Source organism: Haloarcula sp. MBLA0163, assembly GCF_055632435.1.
Genome location: NZ_CM145745.1, coordinates 2,618,117 through 2,638,958 on the forward strand (window position 1 = coordinate 2,618,117; position 20,842 = coordinate 2,638,958).

Below are 20,842 nucleotides of genomic sequence, written 5' to 3' on the forward strand. Positions count from 1 at the left end.
GTATCTGTCAGAAGCGTCGTGCGAGATACAGAGAGTGAGTTCAGCACGACGACTCCGTTTCTTCCAAGTGGTTCCTGCTGAACGTCCACTTAGTTTGAGTGCGTCGTCAGCACTCACTCCGCTCTGGTAAGTTCATCCTATTGCCACTATGGAGCCAATAGCAATCGTCGATACAACTCGATAAACGAAAAGATCTCAATGGCCCGGATGGTCCTCGTTGCACTGGTTCTCGCAGCAGTCACCCTAGCTGGGGCAGCAACTGCTAGTGTCCCAATGTCCCAGCAAACGCCTGCACAGTCACCAGTGACGACACCACAGGAGAAAGCGAACGAGACGGTCGATTATCCACCTGGCACGTCTGCGGACGGTATCGACAACGTCACACGACTCCTCGAGGCCCACCGATCGGCGTTGAACACCACCAACCACACGGCGCACTTGGAGTGGGACTACGTCACCCCTGCATCCAGTCGGGAATCTGCTGGCTTCACGGTTGTGCCGATATCGATCACGAGTACTCGTGGCGCGAACCGGTCCCTCGTCAGGTTTGATGATCAAGTTGTGAATACATTCTGGGTCACCGACAACGCAACCGCGGTCAAAACGAGTATCGAATCCGCTGAAGCCCAGAACGCGCATTATTCGTATCACAATCGCCCGCAACACTGGGAGGCAGCGATGAGTGAGACGCTACACCAGTGGGTGAACACGTCCACGTATGTGTTCACGGGGACTTTTACACGAAACAACCGGACCCTGTACGAGTTCTGGGCCACCGGGCTCCGTGGTAACGCCACGACCGTCCAGAGCGCTCACGCGCGTGTGTCGGTTGACCGCAATGGCTTGATCCACGACGTCGTCACGACACGAACTCTCCGCCGCGGGAACCATACGGTGACGGCCCGACTGAACTACAACGTTCAAGGAATTGGTACAGCTGCACCGACTCGGCCAGACTGGGTCACCGAAAAACTCCCCCATCTGGACGCAGAAGCCATGGGGAACGGCACGGTCATCGCACTCGAACACCGCGGCGGCATGACCGTCAGGAACGCAACCATCAGTACCTACATCCCTGGTGGTCTGGAGATTAGGACGCAGATCACGGGTTTCGAGCCTGGCGAAACCCTATATCTCTATCGAACCCAAGACAATCCCGACCGCATACTGGTGCGCGAGAACGAGGCGCCCGCAATAAACGAGTCCTTCACTCCCGTCGGCGAAAACCCGGTTGGCGTCAGCATCTTCAGATACCCGACATACAGTTCAGGAGAGAATGAACGCCTCCGTATCGAACTTGAGCCGAGCAATAGCTGAGTTGTGGTGGATGTGCTCCCGTGTATCTGTGAGACTTCTTTGGCCGTGAACACTTGGCTCTGCTCGCTTTCTTGCCTATACTAATCGGTCACTCCACTTCGCTGATTGCCACTGGATCATGCTGACTATGCGCTGTGTATGCAGCAACGTCTTTTCGATCTACTCTGAGTCTGTCAGTAACGGTGTGACCGATACAGAGAATGAATACAGCAAACCACCGTCGTTTCTTCCAGCCTACTTCTGATGAATCACCCGAACAGTAGACCCGCTCAATGACCAAACGACTGTTTCGACCTTCTTACGAATCAATCCGTTTTCCGAGCCAATCTGGCCCTTGACCCACAACAGTTAATTGTGTGATTCTTCTGTCATAGCATCGTGAATAGTTGGAGCAATTGGCTAGCATCCGGCTCAGAGATTCTGCGCGAGCAGGCAGTTCGAATTCCGCTCCCAGATGTGGAGGCAGAACGGGATTTCCATCAAAATATGATGCGAATTGCAGCCGCTGGCGACCGAAAGAGTGAGTTACTCGACAACCCAGATGTCCCGTTAACAGAAGTCTACGAGGACGAGCTGGGTGAAATGAGACAGAGTTTCGAGCACCGCTTGCAACAAGTCGCTGGCGAGGATTACTACGATATTGCAACTGCGTATCTCGAAGGGGAACGTGACGACTGGATTGGGGCACTCGCAGCGTACTATCTGGAGTGCTATTATCGGTTACAGGAACGCTATACGGTTGACGAGCAAATCTTCTTCTTGATAATCCTCCGGTACCCGGAGTGTTTCACTGTAAACCTTAGTTTCCTCACCGGCGATTTCAGCTCCGACGCAGTCAGATACGAGTCCTCCAAGCACGTTGATGCCGATCTCGACGACCATGGTCGAGAACAGCTCCACGCCGACTGCCAGTACTCACAGCACCGGGCTGCGCAATACCTTCGAGAGAACGTCGATTGCATTCGAGACGCCGTCCCTGACCCGGATACTACCCCGTTCGAACAGCGCCAATACGGAGGGTTTGTACATGTTACGGGTAGACACGGATCGACGTTCAAAGAGATACTGGGGCACTGCTCCCCGGATTCAGATCGGTTCGATGAGAAACCATCGACACCTGGCCTCGTTCCGGAGGGACCAGAGGCCAAGCGCGCCAAGCAAGAGTACCTCACTGATTACGAGGTCCTGATCTGATAAATACTCTGTTTGTACTGACCGATTCGAGTCGGTGGAATCGTGTGCCGAACTGATGGCCGATATGCGCCCTGTATTCAGCACAGCCGTCAAAATGTATCAGGGCACAAGGCGATTAAATGCGGCAAATCACACGACAGCAAAGGATTCGTCACGAAGCGTGAAAGAACCGGTTCAGCCCAAATCGACGAAACAGCCGTGTTAGGCCATCTATTCGGCGAGTTGTCGATAGAGAATGAGTGGACTCGCCGGGATACGATGACGCTACGTGAAAGAATCGATTATATCGGACCGCAATCAGGCGATTATGAATCTGGGATGTTCTAATCGTCGTCAGCAGTGTAGGCACCACTCCGATGTTCAATTCGATGGACTTCCAGTACCGATCCGCTTCGATCGAGTGTACAGGCGAGTCGGTACTGCCCAACCCGGAGTTTCGAGAACGGGCCACCAGTCAGCGGTTCGAGAAAGTCGTCGGGTTCGCGCCATTCTGACTCGACGATTTCATCCAATTTCGAGATAATCCGGTCCTGTACGTGCGGGTCGAGGGAATCGAACTGGTCGGCCGCCCTCGTCGTGAACTTCCACGTCCACTCGTCACTCGTCATCTTCGTCTCGACCCATCAGCTCGACGACTTCCTCACGCGACACTAACTCTGCGTCGCCAGACCGCAGTTCGTGTTCACTGGCAGCAATCTGTTTCCATCCCTCGCGAGAGAACTCGGGGTGTTTCACCGCGTCGCGTGCTGCGTATCGGAGGAACTCACTCCGCGAATTGAATCCCTCCTCTTTCCACGTTGTGTCGATGTCTTCGAGGAACGCCTTGCTCAGCCGGAGGTTGATCTGGACCATCTCTGGTCCATCATCGCCGGTCGTGGTGTCTGCATCAGACATATACAAGTGCTTTACGCTCACATATACAAAACCTTGCCGCTGGACTGAACAAGAGAGTGGCCTCTGGGGAGGAGATACTCATTAAATGACATCCGTCATGGAGCGTGATGAATTCACGAAAATTTACTCATGCCTCTCGAGAAGCAGCTATAGAACACTCCTAACTGGGATATAAGTAGGAATGGACTCGCCGGGTAGGTCTGCCCATTTGAGTCGCTGTACTTCCTGGAAATGTGCGTCTGAGATATCATTCTAAGTGCTTCTTTCGGACTTCCATCTTCTCACGCGCGGTTCTCGCATCGTAGTGCTCGTACAGGACATCGAGCGACACGTCCATCCGCTCCGAGACCGTCTCCGGAGGCACATCGTCGTTCAAATGATCGGTGATAGCCCCGCGGCGAATCGCGTGGGGCGACCTCGAGGATGGACACTTACTGGGGACGTTTCTCGAACCGACCGCCTCACAGTCTACCGGGTCACGGTCATGGGGACACTCTCCGTACTCGCAGGGCCACGTGGCCCGCTGAACCCACTTGTAGACCGTATCACCCGTCGGCCGGCCCTTTCGCGAGGTGATGAGCGGCTCGCGGCCGTAGTCGTCGGTGACGTCGTGCCGGTTCTCGGAGACGTACTCGTCGACGACCTGGAACTGTTCGGGACCGAGATAGACCCAGCGATTCCCGTTCTCGCCATTCTTGAGCTTCGTCTCCGTCTCCGGTCGATGTTCCAGCACGAGGGCGTTCTCGTCGGGTCGCATATCCTCGAGGTCGAGCGAACACAGTGCCGACCGCCGCATTCCCGTGTACCAGAGGATGGTCATGACGGCGTGCCGGCGACTCGCGTACTGGTAGCGGTCCAAGTACTCGAGAATCATCTTCGCGCGCTCGGCGTCCAAGTGGACGTCGCGGGACTCCGCACCGTCGGGAAGTTCTGGCGCATGAACCTTCTCGGCGAGTCCGTTGGTCACCGCCTCGATATCTGCCCAGAACCGGAGAGCGACTCGGATCGTCGAGAGCTGTTTCTGAAGGGTGATAGCCTTCAGGTCACTCCGTCGCCACGCCACGAAGTCCGACAGGTCGCGACCGGTCAGGTTGTTCAGGTTCCCGACGTCGCGCTGCTCGCACCAATCAAGAAAGGCATTCAGTCGCGTACGCGCGTTCTCTAGAGTAGACTTCCGAACGCTCGGTTCCCGATGACGGAGGAAACGCTCGACGCCCTCCTCTGGGGAGAGCGGCTGAAGGTCGTCGCTCACGCAGCACCCTCCTGACCGTCGGCTTTGCCGCGGTAGTCCCAGTCGAGCGACTCACCGTTCCACGAAACCTCGTAACGATAGGGGCCGTGGGGACAGGTCGAGCAGTTCGCCTTGCCGCACTCGACTTTTTTCACGACCGTCGTCGTCCCACCACCCTCGAGGTCGTCGACGTCGGCTCCGTCCGGAAGTGCATCGACGTGCTCCTCGTCGGGAGATTCACGCTCGTCGATGAGGTCGTCGACGAGTCGACGAATCGCCCGAAGGGTGTCGAGGTCCTGCCGGGTGATGCCGTCGTAGACGTACGCGGGAATCGGGGACGCCGGGTCACCCATCGAGCATCACCTCCCGTGCTCGCTTCAGGCGCTTGAACGCGTACTCGTCTCCGTTCGCCGTGTCCGGATGGACTTGCTTCACCTTCTCCCGGAAGGCGTCGCGAACGCGTTCGTCGGCGGCACCACGCGAGACGCCCAGAATTTCGTGAGCAGGGGGTGCATCGGCGATTACGGCGTCTTCGTCACCCGACGGGAGTCGAGCGTTCGAGAACTCGGCTTCGCCGGTCACGACGGCGCGCTGCTCCATCTTGCGCTTCTCGTGGATGTAGTGGCCGATCTCTCGGACGTTGTCTCGGAGGTCGCTGTACTGGTCACAACCGACGGCGAACTGCTCGCCGTCCATTGTCCAGTATACGACCACCGATGGGTCGTCAGGGTTGGCCCGAGAGTAGGGTCGACTGTCCCGTTTCCGCTGCTCGGCGTCGGTCGAGAGCCGCCAGTCGTCAACGCCGAGTCGATCGAGTTCTGCCTCGAGTTCGTCGAGTGCCCGACCGAGTGAGACCTCGAAGCTCCGGTGTGGATACCGTTCGACCGGCGGCGTCCGCTCGAAGCCCGCGGGCCACTCGAGATTGCTCACGCCGGGACACCTCCGAGTCGGTCGCTACAGCACTGGATGGCTTCTCCACGAGAAGTGTGGGGGTCACCGCAGAGGTCGCAGGTGTAGGTCTCGGGGTCAGCACACGATTCCGTCAGGAACTGGTGGACCGAATCACTCGCGAGCCCGCAGTCGACGCACTCGAACATCTCCCGATGACAGTCACCGGTCCACACGACGACGCTGAGAGTCTCGTGTCCGGCGACTGTCGTCGTCTCCGTCTCACCGAGGTATCCTGCGACGACGTGGTCGTCGGGACGGTTCGGTGGCGAGTGTCCGACGGTCGGGGCGTCGACGTCGGTCACGCCGTCCCTCCTGTCACAACTCGATTTCGGCCGTCTGCACGGCCGGCTATACCGCTGGTCGATGGGCTAGTTTCAATAGCCCGGTTTACGTCGTATTTCATGGCTTCTCGAAACCCTAGGCCGGGTTCAGAAGCCGAGTCCGACGTGCACCAACACGTCGGGCATTCCTATGCCCAGATGAACTCGACTTCCAGTTACCCGTGAAGCTCCCAGTCACATAATGCTTACTGAGAGTTCCGAAGTGGATGCTGAGATATACCTAATTACTAAGTTCTTTCTAGCAGTAAGGTGGAGTAACCGACGCTACTATGAGTTCTACAGTGAACAGGGCTAATACGATGCGAGAACCTGCGGATTGGATGGTACCCAGTGACGATAGGATACTGGAGCTTCTCCGAGAGGAGGGGAACCTGACGCCGCAGGCAGTCGAAGATTTTGGTGGCCCTGTCGCTGGTCACGCAAGTAACCGTCTCCCGAAACTTGCACGCTACGGGCTTGTCAAGCGAATATCGCGTGGTCTTTACCGCATTTCCGACAAGGGCGAAGAGTATCTCGACGAGGAACTCGATGCGAGCGAGCTCGAGCCTATCGAAGACAGCGACTGACATTTCTCAGGCCCGTGCAAGTCGTGCGGTCACGTCGTCGATCCACTCGGGCACATCCATATCGGCGAGCGTGTCGTCGCGCCAGCTCGTCACGACCTCGACGTCGCCGGTCCGACTCAGATCGATGCGCCACCTGCGGCCGTCGTCGGCGGTGATGTCGAACCGTGCCCCGCCTTTGGCGAGCGACTTCACGTGCTCTACTTCGACCTCAATGCCAGAGTATACCTCCATGGTGTCGGGCATACATCGACGACTGACGGGGTGATTGGGGTTAAAAAGGTGCTACACTTCCGCGAGAAAGGTGGCACCATCGCCATTACAGAAGTGCGTTCATTCGACGGTCTATCAGCTATCAACTCCAAATATCGCGTCATAACAAGTCGAAGGGTTTTATTTAACATTCTGAGGGGTAGTCGTAATGTGTTTATCAATCAACTCTAATCTACCAACATGGAAAATTCTGACTGGGCGCGCATTTTACGTCACTTGAATAAAAACGATGGAAGTCACTTAGCCAGCGCCGATATCAATGGAAAGACAGCAGAAGATAAGCATCATCTCAAAGAGATGCACACCCAAGCTCTTCTGAAGAGCCTATCAAATGAAGTTAGGCTGTCAGATGAGGACACAGAGAATGTAGATAGCACGCTTAAACACATGCAGAATGTCGGACTGATTGAAATAAACAAAGATGTTGGATTTTCTGAGGCCGTTCTAACTGAAAAGGGGTTTGATGTTGCTCATGACAGGAATTTAAAGAAGGCCAGCATTGGCACAAACCGGGGGATATTCACATTAACTTCAATTTTGGCCGTCACAGGTATGATTCAAGCAATAGATATTATGGGGTACAGCACCAGGTCTGTCAGGATGGGTGGTGCTTTGATTTTTACATTTGTTGTACTTGCCTTCGTTTTTGATGACAAATTGGTCGATATCATAACTCGGCTGAAGCGGTTATGACTCACATTTACTTTTGAGATTCAAAGCAATCGGAGGTCCGACATCCTCGTCACAGACACGGTATTCTCTATGCCGGTTTTCACCCACAACTTCGATTAGGTCGTAATCCTCCAACTTCGAGAGCTTCGTCCGTCGAGCCCGTTCGGAGACCGGCGTCCGTTCGCGACCGTAGTAGACATCGTCGGCGACCTCTTCGTACCGAGTGTGCAGCTCTGCAGGCTCTAACCCGTCACCGACACGAATCAGCTCGTACAGCAGTTGATGGTGGAAGGGGAGCGTATGTAAGTTCGACTCGCGGATGTAACGGCGGGCGAGTTTGAAACAGACATCCATCTCCCACTCCCCAATCGAGTCGTGGTCGTTCCGCTCCGCTTCGAGAGCCGCCTGTCGGAGTGCCTGAATCCCGTTCCGTGCGACACCGGCGACCTCGTCGGCGATGGTCTCAAGCTGAGTCCTAGTGACGCTCTCGGGTGGGAGCCCACGCCGAGTTCGTGCCTCGAGTATGTCCGCGAGTTCGTCGACGCCGTAGCGTTCGAGCCCGACAGTCTCGAACGTGAACCGTCGCTTGACTGGCGGTTCGACCTTCGCGAGCCAGTCGTCTTGGTCATGGCAGATGGCGGTGACAGCGAGCTTGTCGACGTCGGCGAGCCGAACGAGTGCGTCGGTCTCGGGGAGGTCGTCGGCTTCGTCGAGGATGACGATGACCGGTTCATCGACGCGATCGTGCAGTTCGCTACAGAGATCTTCCTGGGGCGTGTTGACTGGCAGGCGCTCACCGGGGAGTTCGTTCAGGGTCGAGCGGATGACACCCGCCGTCGATTTGCCGAGACAGCGCACGAAGGCAGATTGGACATCGGCTTGTTCGGTGAGCTTCTCCAGCGAGTGCCGGGCGAGTACTGTCTTTCCCACGCCGCTGGGACCGTGGAGGAGAACGTCGTTCGCAGAATCGCCGTCAAGGGCAGGTTCCCACGCTCGCGAGAGTTGACCCACAGCGGCTTCTCTGTGTAGGAGGCGACGGGGAAGGTGCTCGTCGTCGAATACTTGCGGGTCGGTTATCATCGCGTGTCAGGATGATGGCAGACGGGTATATAAACTGGTGCTAGAGTTCCGGGAGACTCATCGAGTCCTAGGCGAACTGTGACTGTTTCAACTACCCCAAGAATCATACTAACTCCGTAAAATTGTCTGATAATGCTTGAATCAGTAAAAATTCGCAATTTTCGAGGAATTAACAAGACGGAGGGGTCGATTAATTTGTCCGACTTTACGCTAATCTTGGGGCGTAATAATGCGGGCAAATCCAGTTTTCTCGAGGCTATTTATCTAATATTGGGTGGGAATGGTAGAATACATAATGGCAAAAAGGTGGATTATGTCAAAAGTGACAGAGGCGGCAACAATCTCGCTTACAGGTATTCGGGGGAAGCAGAAGTAGATTTTAAAATTAAGGGCACCAATGGGAAAACAATAATTTCGTCAAATGTTCACGTTGAAAAATTCGGCAACATGGGACGTAAAAACCGTCCATCACAGAATGTCCTTTCAAACCATGGCATCAATGTCGAGAATACTAATGATGTTACGATGCTGATTCGGTCAGGGAAACAGGAATCAGCGCAGATGTTAGAATATCTGAAGAAGCGTCGGGCACAAATTGAGAAGGCGAATGGACATACTCGAGCAGCGGAGTTGATTAATGAGTGTATTGGGGACCAATATTCTGAAATATATTTAGAAACACTTGAAGCAAGAAAGAATCCCCCAAATAGAGACCCATATTATGTGAAAATCAAAGATTTAGGGACTGGAATCGCGCGCATGATTCCAATATTTTTAGCAGTTGAAACGTACGAGCCGGAAATTCTGCTCTGGGATGATATCGCATCATCTCTGCATCCGAGCCTGATGAGGACAGTCTTAAAATGGCTGAATGAAAAAGACATTCAAGTTATTGCGTCAACTCATAGTATCGACGTATTATCCACAGTATTGGATGTAATGCCGGATGATGGGTCCGTTCTTCAATTTTCAAAATCCAATGACGATATCCTATCTCATAATTCACTGACTTTGGATGAGTTAGAGATACTAATGGACAGTGCTGGATTGGATCCCAGGTTTCTCTCAGAAGAATTTGATTTATGAAGGTGGTGAAAGAAAAAGACGACAGTGGACCTGTCGCATCTGTAGTCCTTACAGGAGACGGCAGAACGGATCGTAAGCGGTTGGGACATCTTGCTAAGCACTATGACGAAAATCAGCAGCTTGTGTTCCCTATGAGACCAGATCGGAATCTGTCTATTGTCGGGAAAAAGCGAGAGACCCCTACTAATCAAAAAAGGGGTTTTGACGCATTGGATGCGCTCCCAATTTTCAAAGCAAAATTCACAACGCGAAGTTTTCTGTTCATCACGGATCGAGAGCACGTCCGGGATAGTCCCGAGGATGATTTAGAACAGAAGATCCAGGATATCGCTAGAGACAATAACTATTCAATCAATCAATTGGAAGAGGGTGCATTTAGATGTGAGTTGGAGGTTGGCTCACAAAATATGAGGGTGTATTCTGCTATAATCGGTGACGAATTTGAGTGTATGGAAGATGGGATAGCCACTCTACTTTACCACCGATGGGGAACTGAGCTAGAGGCAGAGGACCGGCACGACCTGAAACGCCAAATCAAAGATATTCTATCCGGTGGGAGAGAGAAGGAGTTTCTCAGGGAGTCGTCTCGAGAGAATCTGGAAAAGGCGTTCCCAAATCTAGACTCGGTTTTGAAATGCTACGAGTAGAAACGCTGAGTAGGTGACAGAATAGACGATTATTTTTCAGTCCTGATGACTACTTCTGTTTCTAGTTCCACAGACATCTGCCTAGTTGATAATCTCTCAGCCACTTCCTCCAGGACCTCGTCACCCACATGCTCGGCAAGGTATTCAATCGCTTCACGCTTGTTACGAATATCCTGATAAGAGTGCTGAGTCGCCGATATGACTGCGGCAGTATTGTTCCCGACATCAAAGACTTCCTTCGCGTTTTGGATGGACTCATATCGGTGTCCGTAGCCATCCTCAGGATCGGTTCTAATACGAACTTGACTCGGGATCTTCCCCATATTCGTGGCCACGGACCCAAGAGTCCTAGTTTTATCGATGAACTCAAACAGTACAGTATATAAACAAATCCTGAAACTACTACGGACAGAGCGCAATTTTACCTGAACAGTATATTTTCACCAACCAGAATGATGAGTAGTGGCCACCGTTGGTGGGTGGGTTGTGGCCACTACCACGAATCGGTTTTCGTCGAGGCTCAACCCCATGGAGTCCGTTCCAAATGCAGTTTCTAATAGATTCAACCGATTTCGAATCGTACTCTGAGATGTGGTGTGGGCAAAATCAATCCTACACCGATGGCCGTACGGGTGATTGTGAATAAGATGTTAGTTATAATCGGATATGATTGTTTGCTGTCCTTTGGTGTCCTCACCGTCGTCAACATCATCAACGGCACTGTCTAGATAGCCTCCTGAGCTGGTGTTCGATCATTCAACGCCTGATGCGGTCGCTGACAATTGTAGTAATGAACAAACACTGCAAGCCACTGGCGGACGCTCAGCTGACTGCTCACCCACGAATGATGGAAACGGTCGACTCGCATTTTGAACGTCTGAAACCACTTTTCGATCAGGTTTCGGTTGGTGTAATCGACCCGACCGTTGATTCCTAATCGAAAGAAGGCAGTCCGATATCCGAAAGCATCTGTAAGAAACACTGCTTCCGAGCAGTCGTGTTTCTCGGTGACTGCATGAAGAAATGCAGCCGCCGAATCGGTACCATGTCGGTCGAACAGAGCGATATCCAAGATCAGCTTCGTGTCGAGGTCTATTGCAGCGTACAGCCACGACTGATCGCCATTGATTTTGACAGCCGTCTCGTCGACCGCGACCCGCCTCGGCTTTGCCGTCGGCGGGTCTGGCAGGCTGTCAGAGAGCCGATGCACCTACTGCCAGATTGCCTGGAACGAGCGATCTACGCCGAGAAGCCGGAGAATTGCTTCTATTTCTCGGAGAGAAAGACCAGCAGCATGGAGCCGAACGGCGAACGCCCGGACGGGCGCCGCCGTTCGCTCCCGCTACCAACATTCAAGCGTAGCGGTGTCTAACCTCTCCTTGAGCAGGTCTGAGAGTAGCATGAATCACTCACTCTTCGACCTGTTCGTTCCTTAACTAGACGGTGCCGGAACTACCGAGTATAGTTGACTCAGATGTGAAATCATAGGTAAACACCACCGGTAGGCTGACCACAAGTATTCTCTATCAAGAGTCCTAAGATATACATAATTATGGGTAGGGTTGGTCTGGCTATAATTGGATTCCTGGTCGTTTTTATACTTGTCATTGTTGGATTGGCCCAACCGGCGGCGGGGATTGAGTCAAAACAAATCCATCTCTCTGGGAGCTATGATGGAGTTCCAGATAAAAAAGTTGTATCTGAATGGGGCTACACCGCATACGAGACGAAGGGCTTAGAGGCAAGCAGTTCTCCGAGAGCAGTAATTGATTGTGAAAAAAATGTGGTTGTCAAGCCAAATTATCCAGACTGCTCGGGCGAACGCAGTTCAGATCCTGACGGGCATATAGATAGATACATTTGGAAAGATGGCACAGGATCAACCCTCCATACTGGAAAAGAGTTCGTTCCCACAATAGGCGGAATCTGGGATAACCCTGGAACCTACAATATTACTCTCCAGTTAGTTGTCGTGGATGACGATGGCAATAGAGATAGGGCAACAGAGACCATTCAAATGACCGATAACGAATCTCCGAACCCGGACGTTCATTGCCGACCCACTACTATTGCTGTAGGCGAACGCATTCACTGCTATGGTAACAACTCAGAAGATCGGGATGGCCATATAGATGAGTATGAGTGGTCAATTGAGGAGTTATCTCAGACATCTACCATAGGCTATTCAGGAGAGTATTTCACACACAGATTTACTGAAGAGGGAGAGTACGAAATCCGTCTAAGAGTGGAGGACAATCGTGCTGCTTCAGAAACAGATACGCAACTAATTATCGTTGAACCCGCACCTGAGCCGACTATTTCGACTAATGTATCTAAACCAAGCATCCGGCAGTCGTTCACATTACGAGCAGATTCGAACGTCACTGTTGACGAGTATGAGTGGGATATTGACGATGACGGTGTATACGAAAAGAAAGGAAAAGTAGTTCCTGTGCAGTTTTCCAGCGCAGGGACCCATAGAGTCCGTGTTAAGTCAGTGATCGGTAGCCACAAACAAATCTCCTCAGAGGTTATTGATGTGCAGGACAGCGCAAATTTCCAACTTACATCGAATAGGGACCAGATCGAATCAGGCGATACAGTTCAGCTTCAGTTGAGTGCTAGTAACCAAGTCAATGATCGATCGATGGAGGTGAAATTAGAATTTACGCTACCCGATACGGGGATCTCAATTAGTAGTGTTGCAGGCGCTAACCCCACTAGTCGTAAATCTACTAACTTCTTCACCGTTGGCCCTGGCGACGACCGTAATATAGTGATCCGAATGCGAATTAACGACCCTGGTGAGTACAATATCGGGGGTCAAGCAGTCTACTACTTCGGGAGAGAAAATCAGCGTAGGGATGTGCAATTGAATACAGTAGAAGTCAACGCAACTGAAAACGGTGCTAACGAACAGGGTACGGAAATAGTCTCACCGAACGCTGAGCAGGAAGGCATCGAACCACAGCCAATTACGGGAGCGGGTGATGGATTTAACATAATCGTGACTATACTCGCTGTCATTACTACCATTCTGTGGGTCAAGCGATCTTAATACAGTGAGAATATCCCCGCCGACTACAATGTGAGGATGGCACCGTAAACGGTGTCAAGGTTAGAGCGTAGCATTGTGGAGTGTGGCGAAGGCTTTGAGCCATGACCTAGTGGATTTGGTGGAGCTGCGATACGGAAATCGGTACCAGAAGCGTCTGGTTCGATATTTGAACAGGCCGAACCAAGCTTCGATGAGTGACCGATTTCCCCACATTTCGCGTTCGTACTCGCAGTGTAGGAGTTCAAGCGGCTAGTCGTACCACAGGCCGCGTTCGGCCCGCACCCGCGGGCGACCGCGGCACCGTTTGAGTACGTCCTTGAGAAACAACAGCGCATCCAAACTTGACCGACCGGGCGAGAAATCCACAGCTAGCACTTCTAATGTGTCACAATCGACTACCGCCCACACGTAGACCTCCTCGCTGTCGATTTCGATTTTCGTCTCGTCGACGGCGGTCTCTTGTCGGTCCCGGCAGTCAAGCTTAAACGCCGCTTCAACCGGTGAAACCACTTTCTAATAGCTTCATAGGACCGGTTCACGAACGGCGCTATCTTTCTGTACGACAAGCCGCATGGTACAGAAACGCCGCGAGGACACGCTGCTCCGTCGGCGTGTCCTCACGTGAAAATACTTCTTTCTCGCGTGCCTTCTCGACCATGCGGTCGAGCATTGTGAACTCACCAACTTACCCTAGCTCAACCGCTTCCTTCACGCTAAGATTGACACCGCTCTGCAACCATCTCTCTACCATACTAACGACACATGCAGATCTCCTGACTGGCCTGAAACGACCAGTCCCGAATTTACATATAAACTTTACAGGAAAGAGTTTAAGTAAAGTTAGTCAAATGGTAAACACGTGCAGCGCATGACTGAACTCAGAACGTTCGCACAGATTGCAGTGGTGATGGTTGCGGCAGCAGGGCTAATGATAGCCGGGACGGCCGGTGTCGTTGCCCAAGAAAACAGTACCGAGACGGCGACGGACACCCCGACGCCGACGGCGACTCAGACGGCAGAATCGTGTGACCCACAGATGCCGCCACAACTCGATTCCACCCGTCTGTACACTGGCCAGTCAGAGATAACCAGTGAACAGGAGGGAAGAATCGAGGGTGGATTCGCCCTCGATCCGACCTACGAGTGTGATGTTCGGGTCCAGGTCCGTCTTGAGGTTCCGTCTGGCATGAGCGTTGAGGGAACGACGGATTCGTTCTCCGCTGGTGCCGGCATGTACTCCGGGACGTTCGTCCTTTCGCCAAACCAGGGGATTCGTGACATCAGTGCACGAGTCTACAGCACCAATACTGGTGACCGGACTGTCACTGCCTACGTGACCGCGTGGCCGGTCGGTCACAAGGACATGGCCACCGAGATCGACGGAATGTCGCTGACGTTCGACGTCGTCGAGCCCAACCCCGGGCCTGAGGAGAATCAGCAGGAACAGGCCACCGAAGCTGGCGGCCAGAGCAGCAACGGTGACGAAGGCAGTGGACTCCCCGTTGATCCCATCGTGGGTGCCCTGCTGGGGCTGCTGGGGCTCGCACTGGTGGCAATGATGTTCGTTGGCCCGTGGAGTATCAACGTCGGCGTGAACAGCTAATCCCATGTTCGACTGGTTGTTCAATAGGCTTGGAAACGGTCGCGGAGGGCAAGAGACATCACAGAACGCCAGCTCGGACGTCACTGTCTCGACGAATGCCTCCGGCTTCACGTCGGTCAACGTGACCTCTGACGACCCGTCAGGCGTCCTCGATTCCGATTGGTTCGCTTCACGGGTAATCGAGGTTGATCCCGATGATGGAGGGAGTGGTGGAGATGATACATCGATCTCCACACCCGGTAGCACTCCCGATCCTCATCCGTCCACGCCATCGACACCAGGCCGGTCAGCACCGGAATCTGACACTGTCAGTCCGGATAGCCCGGCTGTTGATCCGCTTGATCCGGAGACGACCGATCCGGATGATGCGCCGCCGATTGCTGATCAGTACGATCGGGGCATGTTCGTCCTCCCGTCGAATCGGCACCTGGTGAGTAACATGAGTGCCGCAGGGAAAGACGGTGCCAGAAAGCGCGTCGAGACGGGATACATCATCGCTGGGTCGACCTATACCGTCCCGAACGTGGTGTTCAGGCTGGATGACCCGGAGTGGTTCACGAAAGCTACACCCACCACTCTCGCCACAAGGATGGGGAAGGTGGCTCGCGCCATCGAACGCGCCTACCCTGGCGATACGCATCCGAAGTTGGTCGTGTGGGTACACACGCACCCCAACAGTACGGCCAAGCCGAGTGATACTGACCGCAGCGGAAGAAGTGCGCGAGAGGCCTTCAGCAGTGTGTTCACCTCCGATGACTTCGAGTTCTTCAACGCGATCCATGCGTACAACGAACTTGATCAGGAGGTGACCGTCGACAAGCGGTACCGTCCGGAAGAGCGGGTCAACGGCGTCAAATGGGACGGAGATACGTATCAACATACCCTAAGTCTCTGGGACCCCTCGTTCGAAACACCGCGCTCGGCTGCGGTCCACGACGCGGATACTACAGAGTAAAATATGATTCCTGACCGTCTTCAGACCGAACTTGCGAAATTAGACCGATCCACTCTCGATGGACTGCAGAGTCTGCTCATGGACAATCCGGCGAGGCTTCGCGACTTTCTGATTGCGAATGGATATATCTCTGCAGATGGCGTTCAGACGAATGCCTCCCCAGATGAGCTCCCGCGGCGCCTCGAGTTACTGAATACCTGTGTCTCGCAAATGGGTGTGCCACGGAGTTCCGAAGAGATGGTCGACTTTGTGAAGAACTCCTGTGATGAGCTTGTCCAGGAATATAATTCGGCCTCCCATCGTTCTTGGCTCTCTAAGCAGCTCAACGAGCTAGTGGAGCGCGGAGAGATTGGCCGGTTCAAGGATGGACGTGTCGTGAAGTATACCGACAACCCGACGTCTGGTATCCGGTACTGGGCGCTCCAGAACAACCTGGATCCCGATTCGCTCGGCGATCGACACGTCGACGAGATTGTCGAATCCACAGGAATGCCTAGACCGACTGTCCGCGACGGACTTGACGAGCTGTGAACTCTCCGCCTGGGTTTTCGAGGTCCGGTCAGTTAGTATAATCAACCAGATTAAATTCTGTTGTTGAGGTCGCTCAACTTCTCAGCAATTCGATTCTGTAACAAAGAGAGTTCTCTCACATCCTCAGATAAATCATCTATTTGTGATACTATGATTTCTTGAGAGTCTTCCAGTTGATCGACGCGGTCCTCCAATTCATCAATTCGTTCCTGTAACTGCTCGTTGGCGGGATTATCTCCCATGAATATATATTCAAATGTGTAGGAATTTCAAAAAGGCACCGTCTGGTTAAGGAACGAACAGGTCGAAGATGCAGCCGACCACGCCGCCGACGAATTGGGCGACAACGACTACCGACGGATATCTACGCACGACCTCCGGCGCTGCTGGGCGAACCACTTACTCGTCGAGGAGAACGTCTCCCCTCGAATCGTGATGGCACTCGGTGGATGGTCGTCCTACGATGCGATCGAGCCGTATCTGGCAGCCCCGACCGAAGAGAATATTATCAAGTCGATGGCTGACGTAGGTCGTTGACCAACTCCGAAGGCAGATCTACTCTGCCGAGAACAACCGGTAGATTACGATTCTTTAGCCCTGTTGAAATCTCAGACAGCTCATTACTGAGGAACAGGTCCGACGGAGCCAGAAGAATTTGAAAGTGGGGACTATTTGTCCGATATCACTGCACCAAACATGCCTATGAATTAATACAACGGGGCTGCAGATTCATATACAATATGAAAGAAGACTGGGGTAAACAGAAACAGGCCGAGATGCTTGACCTTTGGGAAACGTACTTCCCGAATCACAAATCTGGATTTGAACTGTTTACCAGCCCTATTCGAGATGACGCAGATATTGTCATCGTCGGATATAACCCAGGTGGGGGAGAGCGAGATGCCGATGAATACCACTCGTATATGAAGCCGTTTCTAAAAGATGAGCCGGAATTTGGTCTTCCGGACAGTGGTCACTACGAACCCGGAAATAAATCCTACACCGTCGCAAATAAAATGCGCAACTATCTATTCCAAGGAAAGGAACATCTTCTTAGTACGTCAATCGAGACAAATTTCTATCCACTCCGGACGAAAAACAAAAGTCATCACCGAGATGTACTTGACAACGCTTCGGAGGAAGCGGTTAAGGCATACGAACAATTTTCCCGTGAAACGCTTCGAGAGGTAATTGAGTATTCAAAACCCGACACAGTGTTAGATTTCAGCGGTAAGTTCGCTGCCCCCGGCCTGTGCGACGAACTCGGGTTCAGACATACGCACCGTCGCACCAGTTCCGCCGTTAAGCATGACTCAGGTGTCGAAGTTAAGGTCGATGTCGCAGACGCACACGATGATCCAGGTCCCACAGTTGTTTCGCTGAGTCACCACATCTCAGCACCATCAATCGCACAGGTACATTTAGATCTTCTCGAACATGCTGTCACCAGAGAACTCCCTGAATAAGAGTAAGTGTCAGAAGCCGAAATCCACATTTTTAGATCATATTTGGTTGGGTAAATTCCACCAACCATGTCCTTCTAACAACATTCTTTATATTCGGCAGACAACTTCTGGAAGTCACTAGGTAGATTGCTAACCGGCAGATTAACTCACTGGTCTTTACTGATCTCTTCTCGATCAGTAATCACTCACCCTGGCGCCGTCCGAGAAAATTCTCTTCAAGGATACGCTCAGCGGCAACACGCTGAATCGCCTCGCACTCGGTCAATTCCGGCACATCGCCATCGCACACACGGACCGCGTAGACTCGCTCACCGAGTCGGTCGACAGTGAGGTGCGATTCGTCGGGTTCGCCACTGTCGTCGAGGAGGCCGTCTCGATCGAGGAAATCCTTCGGGATAGTCGCCACACCACTCCCGTTGCGGTTCTGGAGCTTCTGCATAGCGGAAGAGATATATCTAGGTTATTAAACGTACCTTCTATGGTGACGCTGGTGCACCGTCGGTACACTTTCTGTGTACTCAGCGGCGGGTATATGGCCTGAGACTCGCATTCGCGGCCAACCCGCGGTCGAACCGCGGGCCTGTACCCCTACCCATGACCGACCACCCGTCCGGTGGCGACGAATCGCCGGACAGCGCGGACGACACCGCGAATCGACCGTTCCGAACTGAGTGGCGAAACGTCGACGAGCGACGGCGCGAGCGAGCCCGCCGCGAGGCGGCCGGTGCCAGCCGCGACCTCGCCGGCGAACTGCTGGCGGGTGGCACATGAACGACCGCGCCACCCTCGTCCATCTCGCCGGCTACGCGACCATCGCGTCGATCCTCGCGACGGCGAACTGGGCCGGCCTGTCGGCCATCCTGCTGGCGCTCCCGCTCGTACTGGGAACGCTCTGGGTTGCCGGCCGACGGGGCGCACGAACCCTCGTCGACCACGCAAAGGCCGACATGGACCAGCCAACGCCGACGCCAGCGACCGACGGCGGCACCGACCAGCCGACCACGGGTAGCGACCGGAACCGCCACCAGAACGAATGAGACGCGCAATACTGGCCGTATTCCTCACCCTGACGGTTATCGCATCGCCCATCGCCGGGACCGCCACCGCGGCGCCCGGCCTGAACTTCAATTCCGACAAAGCACCGAATCCGACCGCCGTCGAGGACGAACTCGTTATCGACGAGTGGGACAACTCGGAGATGTCCTCGGCAACACAGTACTACAACGACTCCGGTGAGATAACCGAACTCCCGGCGACGGTCAACCAGTCCCAGGACACGCCCGTCGGCGTCCGCTTCGACCAGATCGACGCCGACGCGTATCACCTGTTCCCGCGCATCGACGGTGAATCGTCGAACTCGGCGAACTGGACCGTCGCGTCGGACTGGACGACCTCAAGCGGGGCCTCCTCGTCCATGTCGGTGACCGACGCTGACGCCGATGGCGTCGACAAACTCCAGTTCGCCGCCACCGTCGCCAGCGGGGAGACCGCAACGGCGGCGTACGCCGAGAACGTGTCTATCGAGTCCGACCCCAACAAGCGCGTGCTAACGACGGTCCTGAACGTCGACACGCTCTCCGGAACCGCCGAGATACGGGCCGTCGACGCCGACGGTGACTACCGCTACGCCGAGATCAACGGGTCGGCCGACGCTTCGGCGGACGATATCGCGGCCAACAGTACGGGCAACGGCATCGTCTTTGCCGAGAAGCTCTCGAACCTCCCGCTGGCCGGCAGCGGTGACGGCAACTTCGACGGCATCCAGACAGTCGAGATCGTCGGCGTCGACAACGACGTGACGGTCACGATGGCCGGCCTCGATCTGGACAAGAAGAGCGAGGCCGACCTCGCTGAGATCGAGCGCGACACTGACGGCGACGGCGAGCTCGAGACGACGACGGTCACGAACTACTACGAGGGCGGCGTCGCCAACATCACCGGCCTCGACACGCTGGGCGGCATCTACGACGACGCGGTCATCAACGACCTGCACGTCTACGACGTCCAGTACCAGCTCTCTGACATCACCGACGACGAGGAGTACTCGACGAACGTCTCGTCGGCGGACGACTACAACTACCCACAGAAGCTCGAACTGTACGCGGACATGGAAGTGCCATCGGCCATCGACCTGAGCCACGGCACAATCACGCTTGAGTTCGAGCAAGGACTTGTCGAGTCGCGCTATGCTATCGCCGAAGTCGCGACCGGCGCCGACACGACCGAGGACTTCGGCAACCTCACCGACCAGGACGGCGCCTACACGAGCGTCACGGACACGTTCGGCTCACAGGGCTCGACGGCGACGTTCGTCACCGACGCCAGCGCTGACACGAACTACCGTGTCCACATGGTCATCCTCTACCAGAACGATGAGGTCGACACCATCCAGCAGTCGCTAACTGGCGGCCCGACTGGGACATCGGACAACGGGTTCTTCTCGTCCATCTGGGCGCAGGTAACCGGCGTCGTCGGCGTCATCCTCGGCGCTGTCGGCCTGAAGCGGAAGCTCGGAGGGTCGTAACCGTGTCGGCTGGTGGGCCACGAGTCCGGAGTCTGTTCGACCGGGCGGCCGACGCGGGGAGCATCGGCGCCGTCCTCTTCCAGGGGATCGGCGCCGTGTTGTTCGCGTTCGGCGCGGCGCTCGCCAGCGGCATCTTCACGCTGGCGGACGTGTTCATCGTCCCGACGCAGGTGTTCATCGCCGTCGCCGGCGACCTCATCAACGCCGTGTTCGGCGGGGCGGCTCAGATTATCAACTTCGGGGCCATCGCCAGCGCGTTGTCGATCGGCCCGGGCGGCCGGTTCGCCAGCCCGCTGTCGTTCGTCTTCGCCTTCGCCATCGTGCTGCTGGCGTTCTACGTCCTGTTGGCGTACATCAGCGAGGAGGATACGACGAACTTCTTCCCGCTGATTGGGACCGGCTTCGACGTCCCGACGCCGGGCATCATCGACGCCGAAGAAGAGGAAGAGGGGTAGC

General features: G+C 54.5%; 25 protein-coding genes and 2 pseudogenes. 16 read left to right on the top strand and 11 right to left on the bottom strand.

Annotated features, from left to right (window positions below):
- Positions 1-207 precede the first annotated feature (207 nt).
- A complete protein-coding gene (locus ACV7GQ_RS13910; RefSeq protein ID WP_470310828.1) occupies positions 208-1,317 on the top strand; it encodes a hypothetical protein in 1,110 nt (369 codons plus the stop codon).
- A 378-nt stretch (positions 1,318-1,695) separates the two neighbouring features.
- The gene (locus tag ACV7GQ_RS13915; RefSeq protein WP_470310829.1) at positions 1,696-2,511 is read left to right on the top strand and encodes a hypothetical protein; all 816 of its coding nucleotides are present in this window, start codon (positions 1,696-1,698) and stop codon (positions 2,509-2,511) included.
- 323 nt (positions 2,512-2,834) lie between these two features.
- Here the strand turns inward: ACV7GQ_RS13915 and ACV7GQ_RS13920 are convergent, their stop codons facing one another.
- The 6 genes from ACV7GQ_RS13920 to ACV7GQ_RS13945 all read right to left on the bottom strand — a co-directional run bounded on the left by ACV7GQ_RS13920 (position 2,835) and on the right by ACV7GQ_RS13945 (position 5,889).
- Positions 2,835-3,119, bottom strand: coding sequence for a type II toxin-antitoxin system RelE family toxin (locus ACV7GQ_RS13920; RefSeq protein ID WP_470310830.1), 285 nt, complete (start codon positions 3,117-3,119; stop codon positions 2,835-2,837).
- Positions 3,109-3,405: a ribbon-helix-helix domain-containing protein gene (locus ACV7GQ_RS13925; RefSeq protein WP_220617978.1), complete on the bottom strand. Its 297-nt coding sequence runs from the start codon at positions 3,403-3,405 to the stop codon at positions 3,109-3,111. The genes ACV7GQ_RS13920 and ACV7GQ_RS13925 overlap by 11 nt, the downstream gene beginning before the upstream one ends.
- Positions 3,406-3,652: 247 nt before the next feature.
- Positions 3,653-4,657 (bottom strand): tyrosine-type recombinase/integrase, encoded by a 1,005-nt coding sequence (locus ACV7GQ_RS13930; protein ID WP_470310831.1) that lies wholly within the window; start codon positions 4,655-4,657, stop codon positions 3,653-3,655.
- Positions 4,654-4,989, bottom strand: a complete 336-nt coding sequence (locus tag ACV7GQ_RS13935) for a hypothetical protein (protein WP_470310832.1) — start codon at positions 4,987-4,989, stop codon at positions 4,654-4,656. Before ACV7GQ_RS13935 ends, ACV7GQ_RS13930 begins: the two co-directional genes overlap by 4 nt.
- The gene (locus ACV7GQ_RS13940) at positions 4,982-5,566 is read right to left on the bottom strand and encodes a J domain-containing protein (RefSeq protein WP_470310833.1); all 585 of its coding nucleotides are present in this window, start codon (positions 5,564-5,566) and stop codon (positions 4,982-4,984) included. Before ACV7GQ_RS13940 ends, ACV7GQ_RS13935 begins: the two co-directional genes overlap by 8 nt.
- Positions 5,563-5,889, bottom strand: coding sequence for a hypothetical protein (locus ACV7GQ_RS13945; protein ID WP_470310834.1), 327 nt, complete (start codon positions 5,887-5,889; stop codon positions 5,563-5,565). The genes ACV7GQ_RS13940 and ACV7GQ_RS13945 overlap by 4 nt, the downstream gene beginning before the upstream one ends.
- Positions 5,890-6,248: 359 nt before the next feature.
- On the opposite strand from ACV7GQ_RS13945, the gene ACV7GQ_RS13950 reads away from it, so the two are divergent.
- On the top strand, positions 6,249-6,494 hold the full coding sequence (locus tag ACV7GQ_RS13950) for a PhiH1 repressor (RefSeq protein ID WP_470310835.1): 246 nt from the start codon (positions 6,249-6,251) through the stop codon (positions 6,492-6,494).
- A gap of 6 nt (positions 6,495-6,500) precedes the next feature.
- On the opposite strand, the gene ACV7GQ_RS13955 is transcribed toward ACV7GQ_RS13950, so the two are convergent.
- Positions 6,501-6,737, bottom strand: a complete 237-nt coding sequence (locus ACV7GQ_RS13955) for a hypothetical protein (RefSeq protein ID WP_470310836.1) — start codon at positions 6,735-6,737, stop codon at positions 6,501-6,503.
- Positions 6,738-6,944: 207 nt separating this feature from the next.
- Between ACV7GQ_RS13955 and ACV7GQ_RS13960 the strand changes: the two genes are divergently transcribed.
- Positions 6,945-7,457, top strand: a complete 513-nt coding sequence (locus ACV7GQ_RS13960) for a hypothetical protein (RefSeq protein WP_470310837.1) — start codon at positions 6,945-6,947, stop codon at positions 7,455-7,457.
- Here the strand turns inward: ACV7GQ_RS13960 and ACV7GQ_RS13965 are convergent.
- Positions 7,452-8,516 carry a Cdc6/Cdc18 family protein gene (locus ACV7GQ_RS13965; protein ID WP_470310838.1) on the bottom strand — a complete coding sequence of 355 codons (1,065 nt, stop codon included), beginning with the start codon at positions 8,514-8,516 and terminating at the stop codon, positions 7,452-7,454. The genes ACV7GQ_RS13960 and ACV7GQ_RS13965 overlap by 6 nt on opposite strands.
- 132 nt (positions 8,517-8,648) lie before the next feature.
- Between ACV7GQ_RS13965 and ACV7GQ_RS13970 the strand changes: the two genes are divergently transcribed.
- Positions 8,649-9,602 carry an AAA family ATPase gene (locus ACV7GQ_RS13970; RefSeq protein WP_470310839.1) on the top strand — a complete coding sequence of 318 codons (954 nt, stop codon included), beginning with the start codon at positions 8,649-8,651 and terminating at the stop codon, positions 9,600-9,602.
- 2 nt (positions 9,603-9,604) lie between these two features.
- Positions 9,605-10,249 carry a hypothetical protein gene (locus ACV7GQ_RS13975; protein ID WP_470310840.1) on the top strand — a complete coding sequence of 215 codons (645 nt, stop codon included), beginning with the start codon at positions 9,605-9,607 and terminating at the stop codon, positions 10,247-10,249.
- A gap of 29 nt (positions 10,250-10,278) precedes the next feature.
- Here ACV7GQ_RS13975 and ACV7GQ_RS13980 read toward each other — a convergent pair whose 3' ends face one another.
- Both ACV7GQ_RS13980 and ACV7GQ_RS13985 read right to left on the bottom strand, forming a co-directional pair.
- Entirely contained in the window at positions 10,279-10,572 is a 294-nt protein-coding gene (locus tag ACV7GQ_RS13980) for a DUF7692 domain-containing protein (protein WP_470310841.1), read from the bottom strand.
- A 401-nt stretch (positions 10,573-10,973) separates the two neighbouring features.
- A pseudogene (locus ACV7GQ_RS13985) lies at positions 10,974-11,651 on the bottom strand (IS6 family transposase).
- A 150-nt stretch (positions 11,652-11,801) separates the two neighbouring features.
- Between ACV7GQ_RS13985 and ACV7GQ_RS13990 the strand changes: the two are divergent.
- From ACV7GQ_RS13990 to ACV7GQ_RS14015, 6 genes and pseudogenes are all read left to right on the top strand, one after another.
- Positions 11,802-13,307 (top strand): PKD domain-containing protein, encoded by a 1,506-nt coding sequence (locus tag ACV7GQ_RS13990; protein WP_470310842.1) that lies wholly within the window; start codon positions 11,802-11,804, stop codon positions 13,305-13,307.
- Positions 13,308-14,175: 868 nt separating this feature from the next.
- Positions 14,176-14,910 carry a hypothetical protein gene (locus ACV7GQ_RS13995; RefSeq protein WP_470310843.1) on the top strand — a complete coding sequence of 245 codons (735 nt, stop codon included), beginning with the start codon at positions 14,176-14,178 and terminating at the stop codon, positions 14,908-14,910.
- A gap of 4 nt (positions 14,911-14,914) precedes the next feature.
- Entirely contained in the window at positions 14,915-15,865 is a 951-nt protein-coding gene (locus ACV7GQ_RS14000; protein WP_470310844.1) for an MPN domain-containing protein, read from the top strand.
- A 237-nt stretch (positions 15,866-16,102) separates the two neighbouring features.
- On the top strand, positions 16,103-16,396 hold the full coding sequence (locus ACV7GQ_RS14005) for a hypothetical protein (RefSeq protein ID WP_470310845.1): 294 nt from the start codon (positions 16,103-16,105) through the stop codon (positions 16,394-16,396).
- A gap of 300 nt (positions 16,397-16,696) precedes the next feature.
- Positions 16,697-16,933, top strand: a pseudogene (locus ACV7GQ_RS14010) (tyrosine-type recombinase/integrase); the annotation flags it as partial.
- 203 nt (positions 16,934-17,136) lie between these two features.
- On the top strand, positions 17,137-17,862 hold the full coding sequence (locus ACV7GQ_RS14015) for a hypothetical protein (RefSeq protein ID WP_470310846.1): 726 nt from the start codon (positions 17,137-17,139) through the stop codon (positions 17,860-17,862).
- A gap of 181 nt (positions 17,863-18,043) precedes the next feature.
- On the opposite strand, the gene ACV7GQ_RS14020 is transcribed toward ACV7GQ_RS14015, so the two are convergent.
- Entirely contained in the window at positions 18,044-18,301 is a 258-nt protein-coding gene (locus ACV7GQ_RS14020) for a DUF8053 family protein (protein ID WP_470310847.1), read from the bottom strand.
- Between the two features lie 155 nt (positions 18,302-18,456).
- Here ACV7GQ_RS14020 and ACV7GQ_RS14025 point away from each other — a divergent pair, with 155 nt between their 5' ends.
- The 4 genes from ACV7GQ_RS14025 to ACV7GQ_RS14040 are packed head-to-tail and all read left to right on the top strand — an operon-like array spanning position 18,457 to position 20,841.
- Positions 18,457-18,633 carry a hypothetical protein gene (locus ACV7GQ_RS14025; protein ID WP_470310848.1) on the top strand — a complete coding sequence of 59 codons (177 nt, stop codon included), beginning with the start codon at positions 18,457-18,459 and terminating at the stop codon, positions 18,631-18,633.
- The gene (locus ACV7GQ_RS14030; RefSeq protein ID WP_470310849.1) at positions 18,630-18,899 is read left to right on the top strand and encodes a hypothetical protein; all 270 of its coding nucleotides are present in this window, start codon (positions 18,630-18,632) and stop codon (positions 18,897-18,899) included. Before ACV7GQ_RS14025 ends, ACV7GQ_RS14030 begins: the two co-directional genes overlap by 4 nt.
- Positions 18,896-20,386: a hypothetical protein gene (locus tag ACV7GQ_RS14035; RefSeq protein WP_470310850.1), complete on the top strand. Its 1,491-nt coding sequence runs from the start codon at positions 18,896-18,898 to the stop codon at positions 20,384-20,386. The genes ACV7GQ_RS14030 and ACV7GQ_RS14035 overlap by 4 nt, the downstream gene beginning before the upstream one ends.
- A 2-nt stretch (positions 20,387-20,388) precedes the next feature.
- Entirely contained in the window at positions 20,389-20,841 is a 453-nt protein-coding gene (locus ACV7GQ_RS14040) for a hypothetical protein (protein ID WP_470310851.1), read from the top strand.
- Position 20,842: the final 1 nt, after the last annotated feature.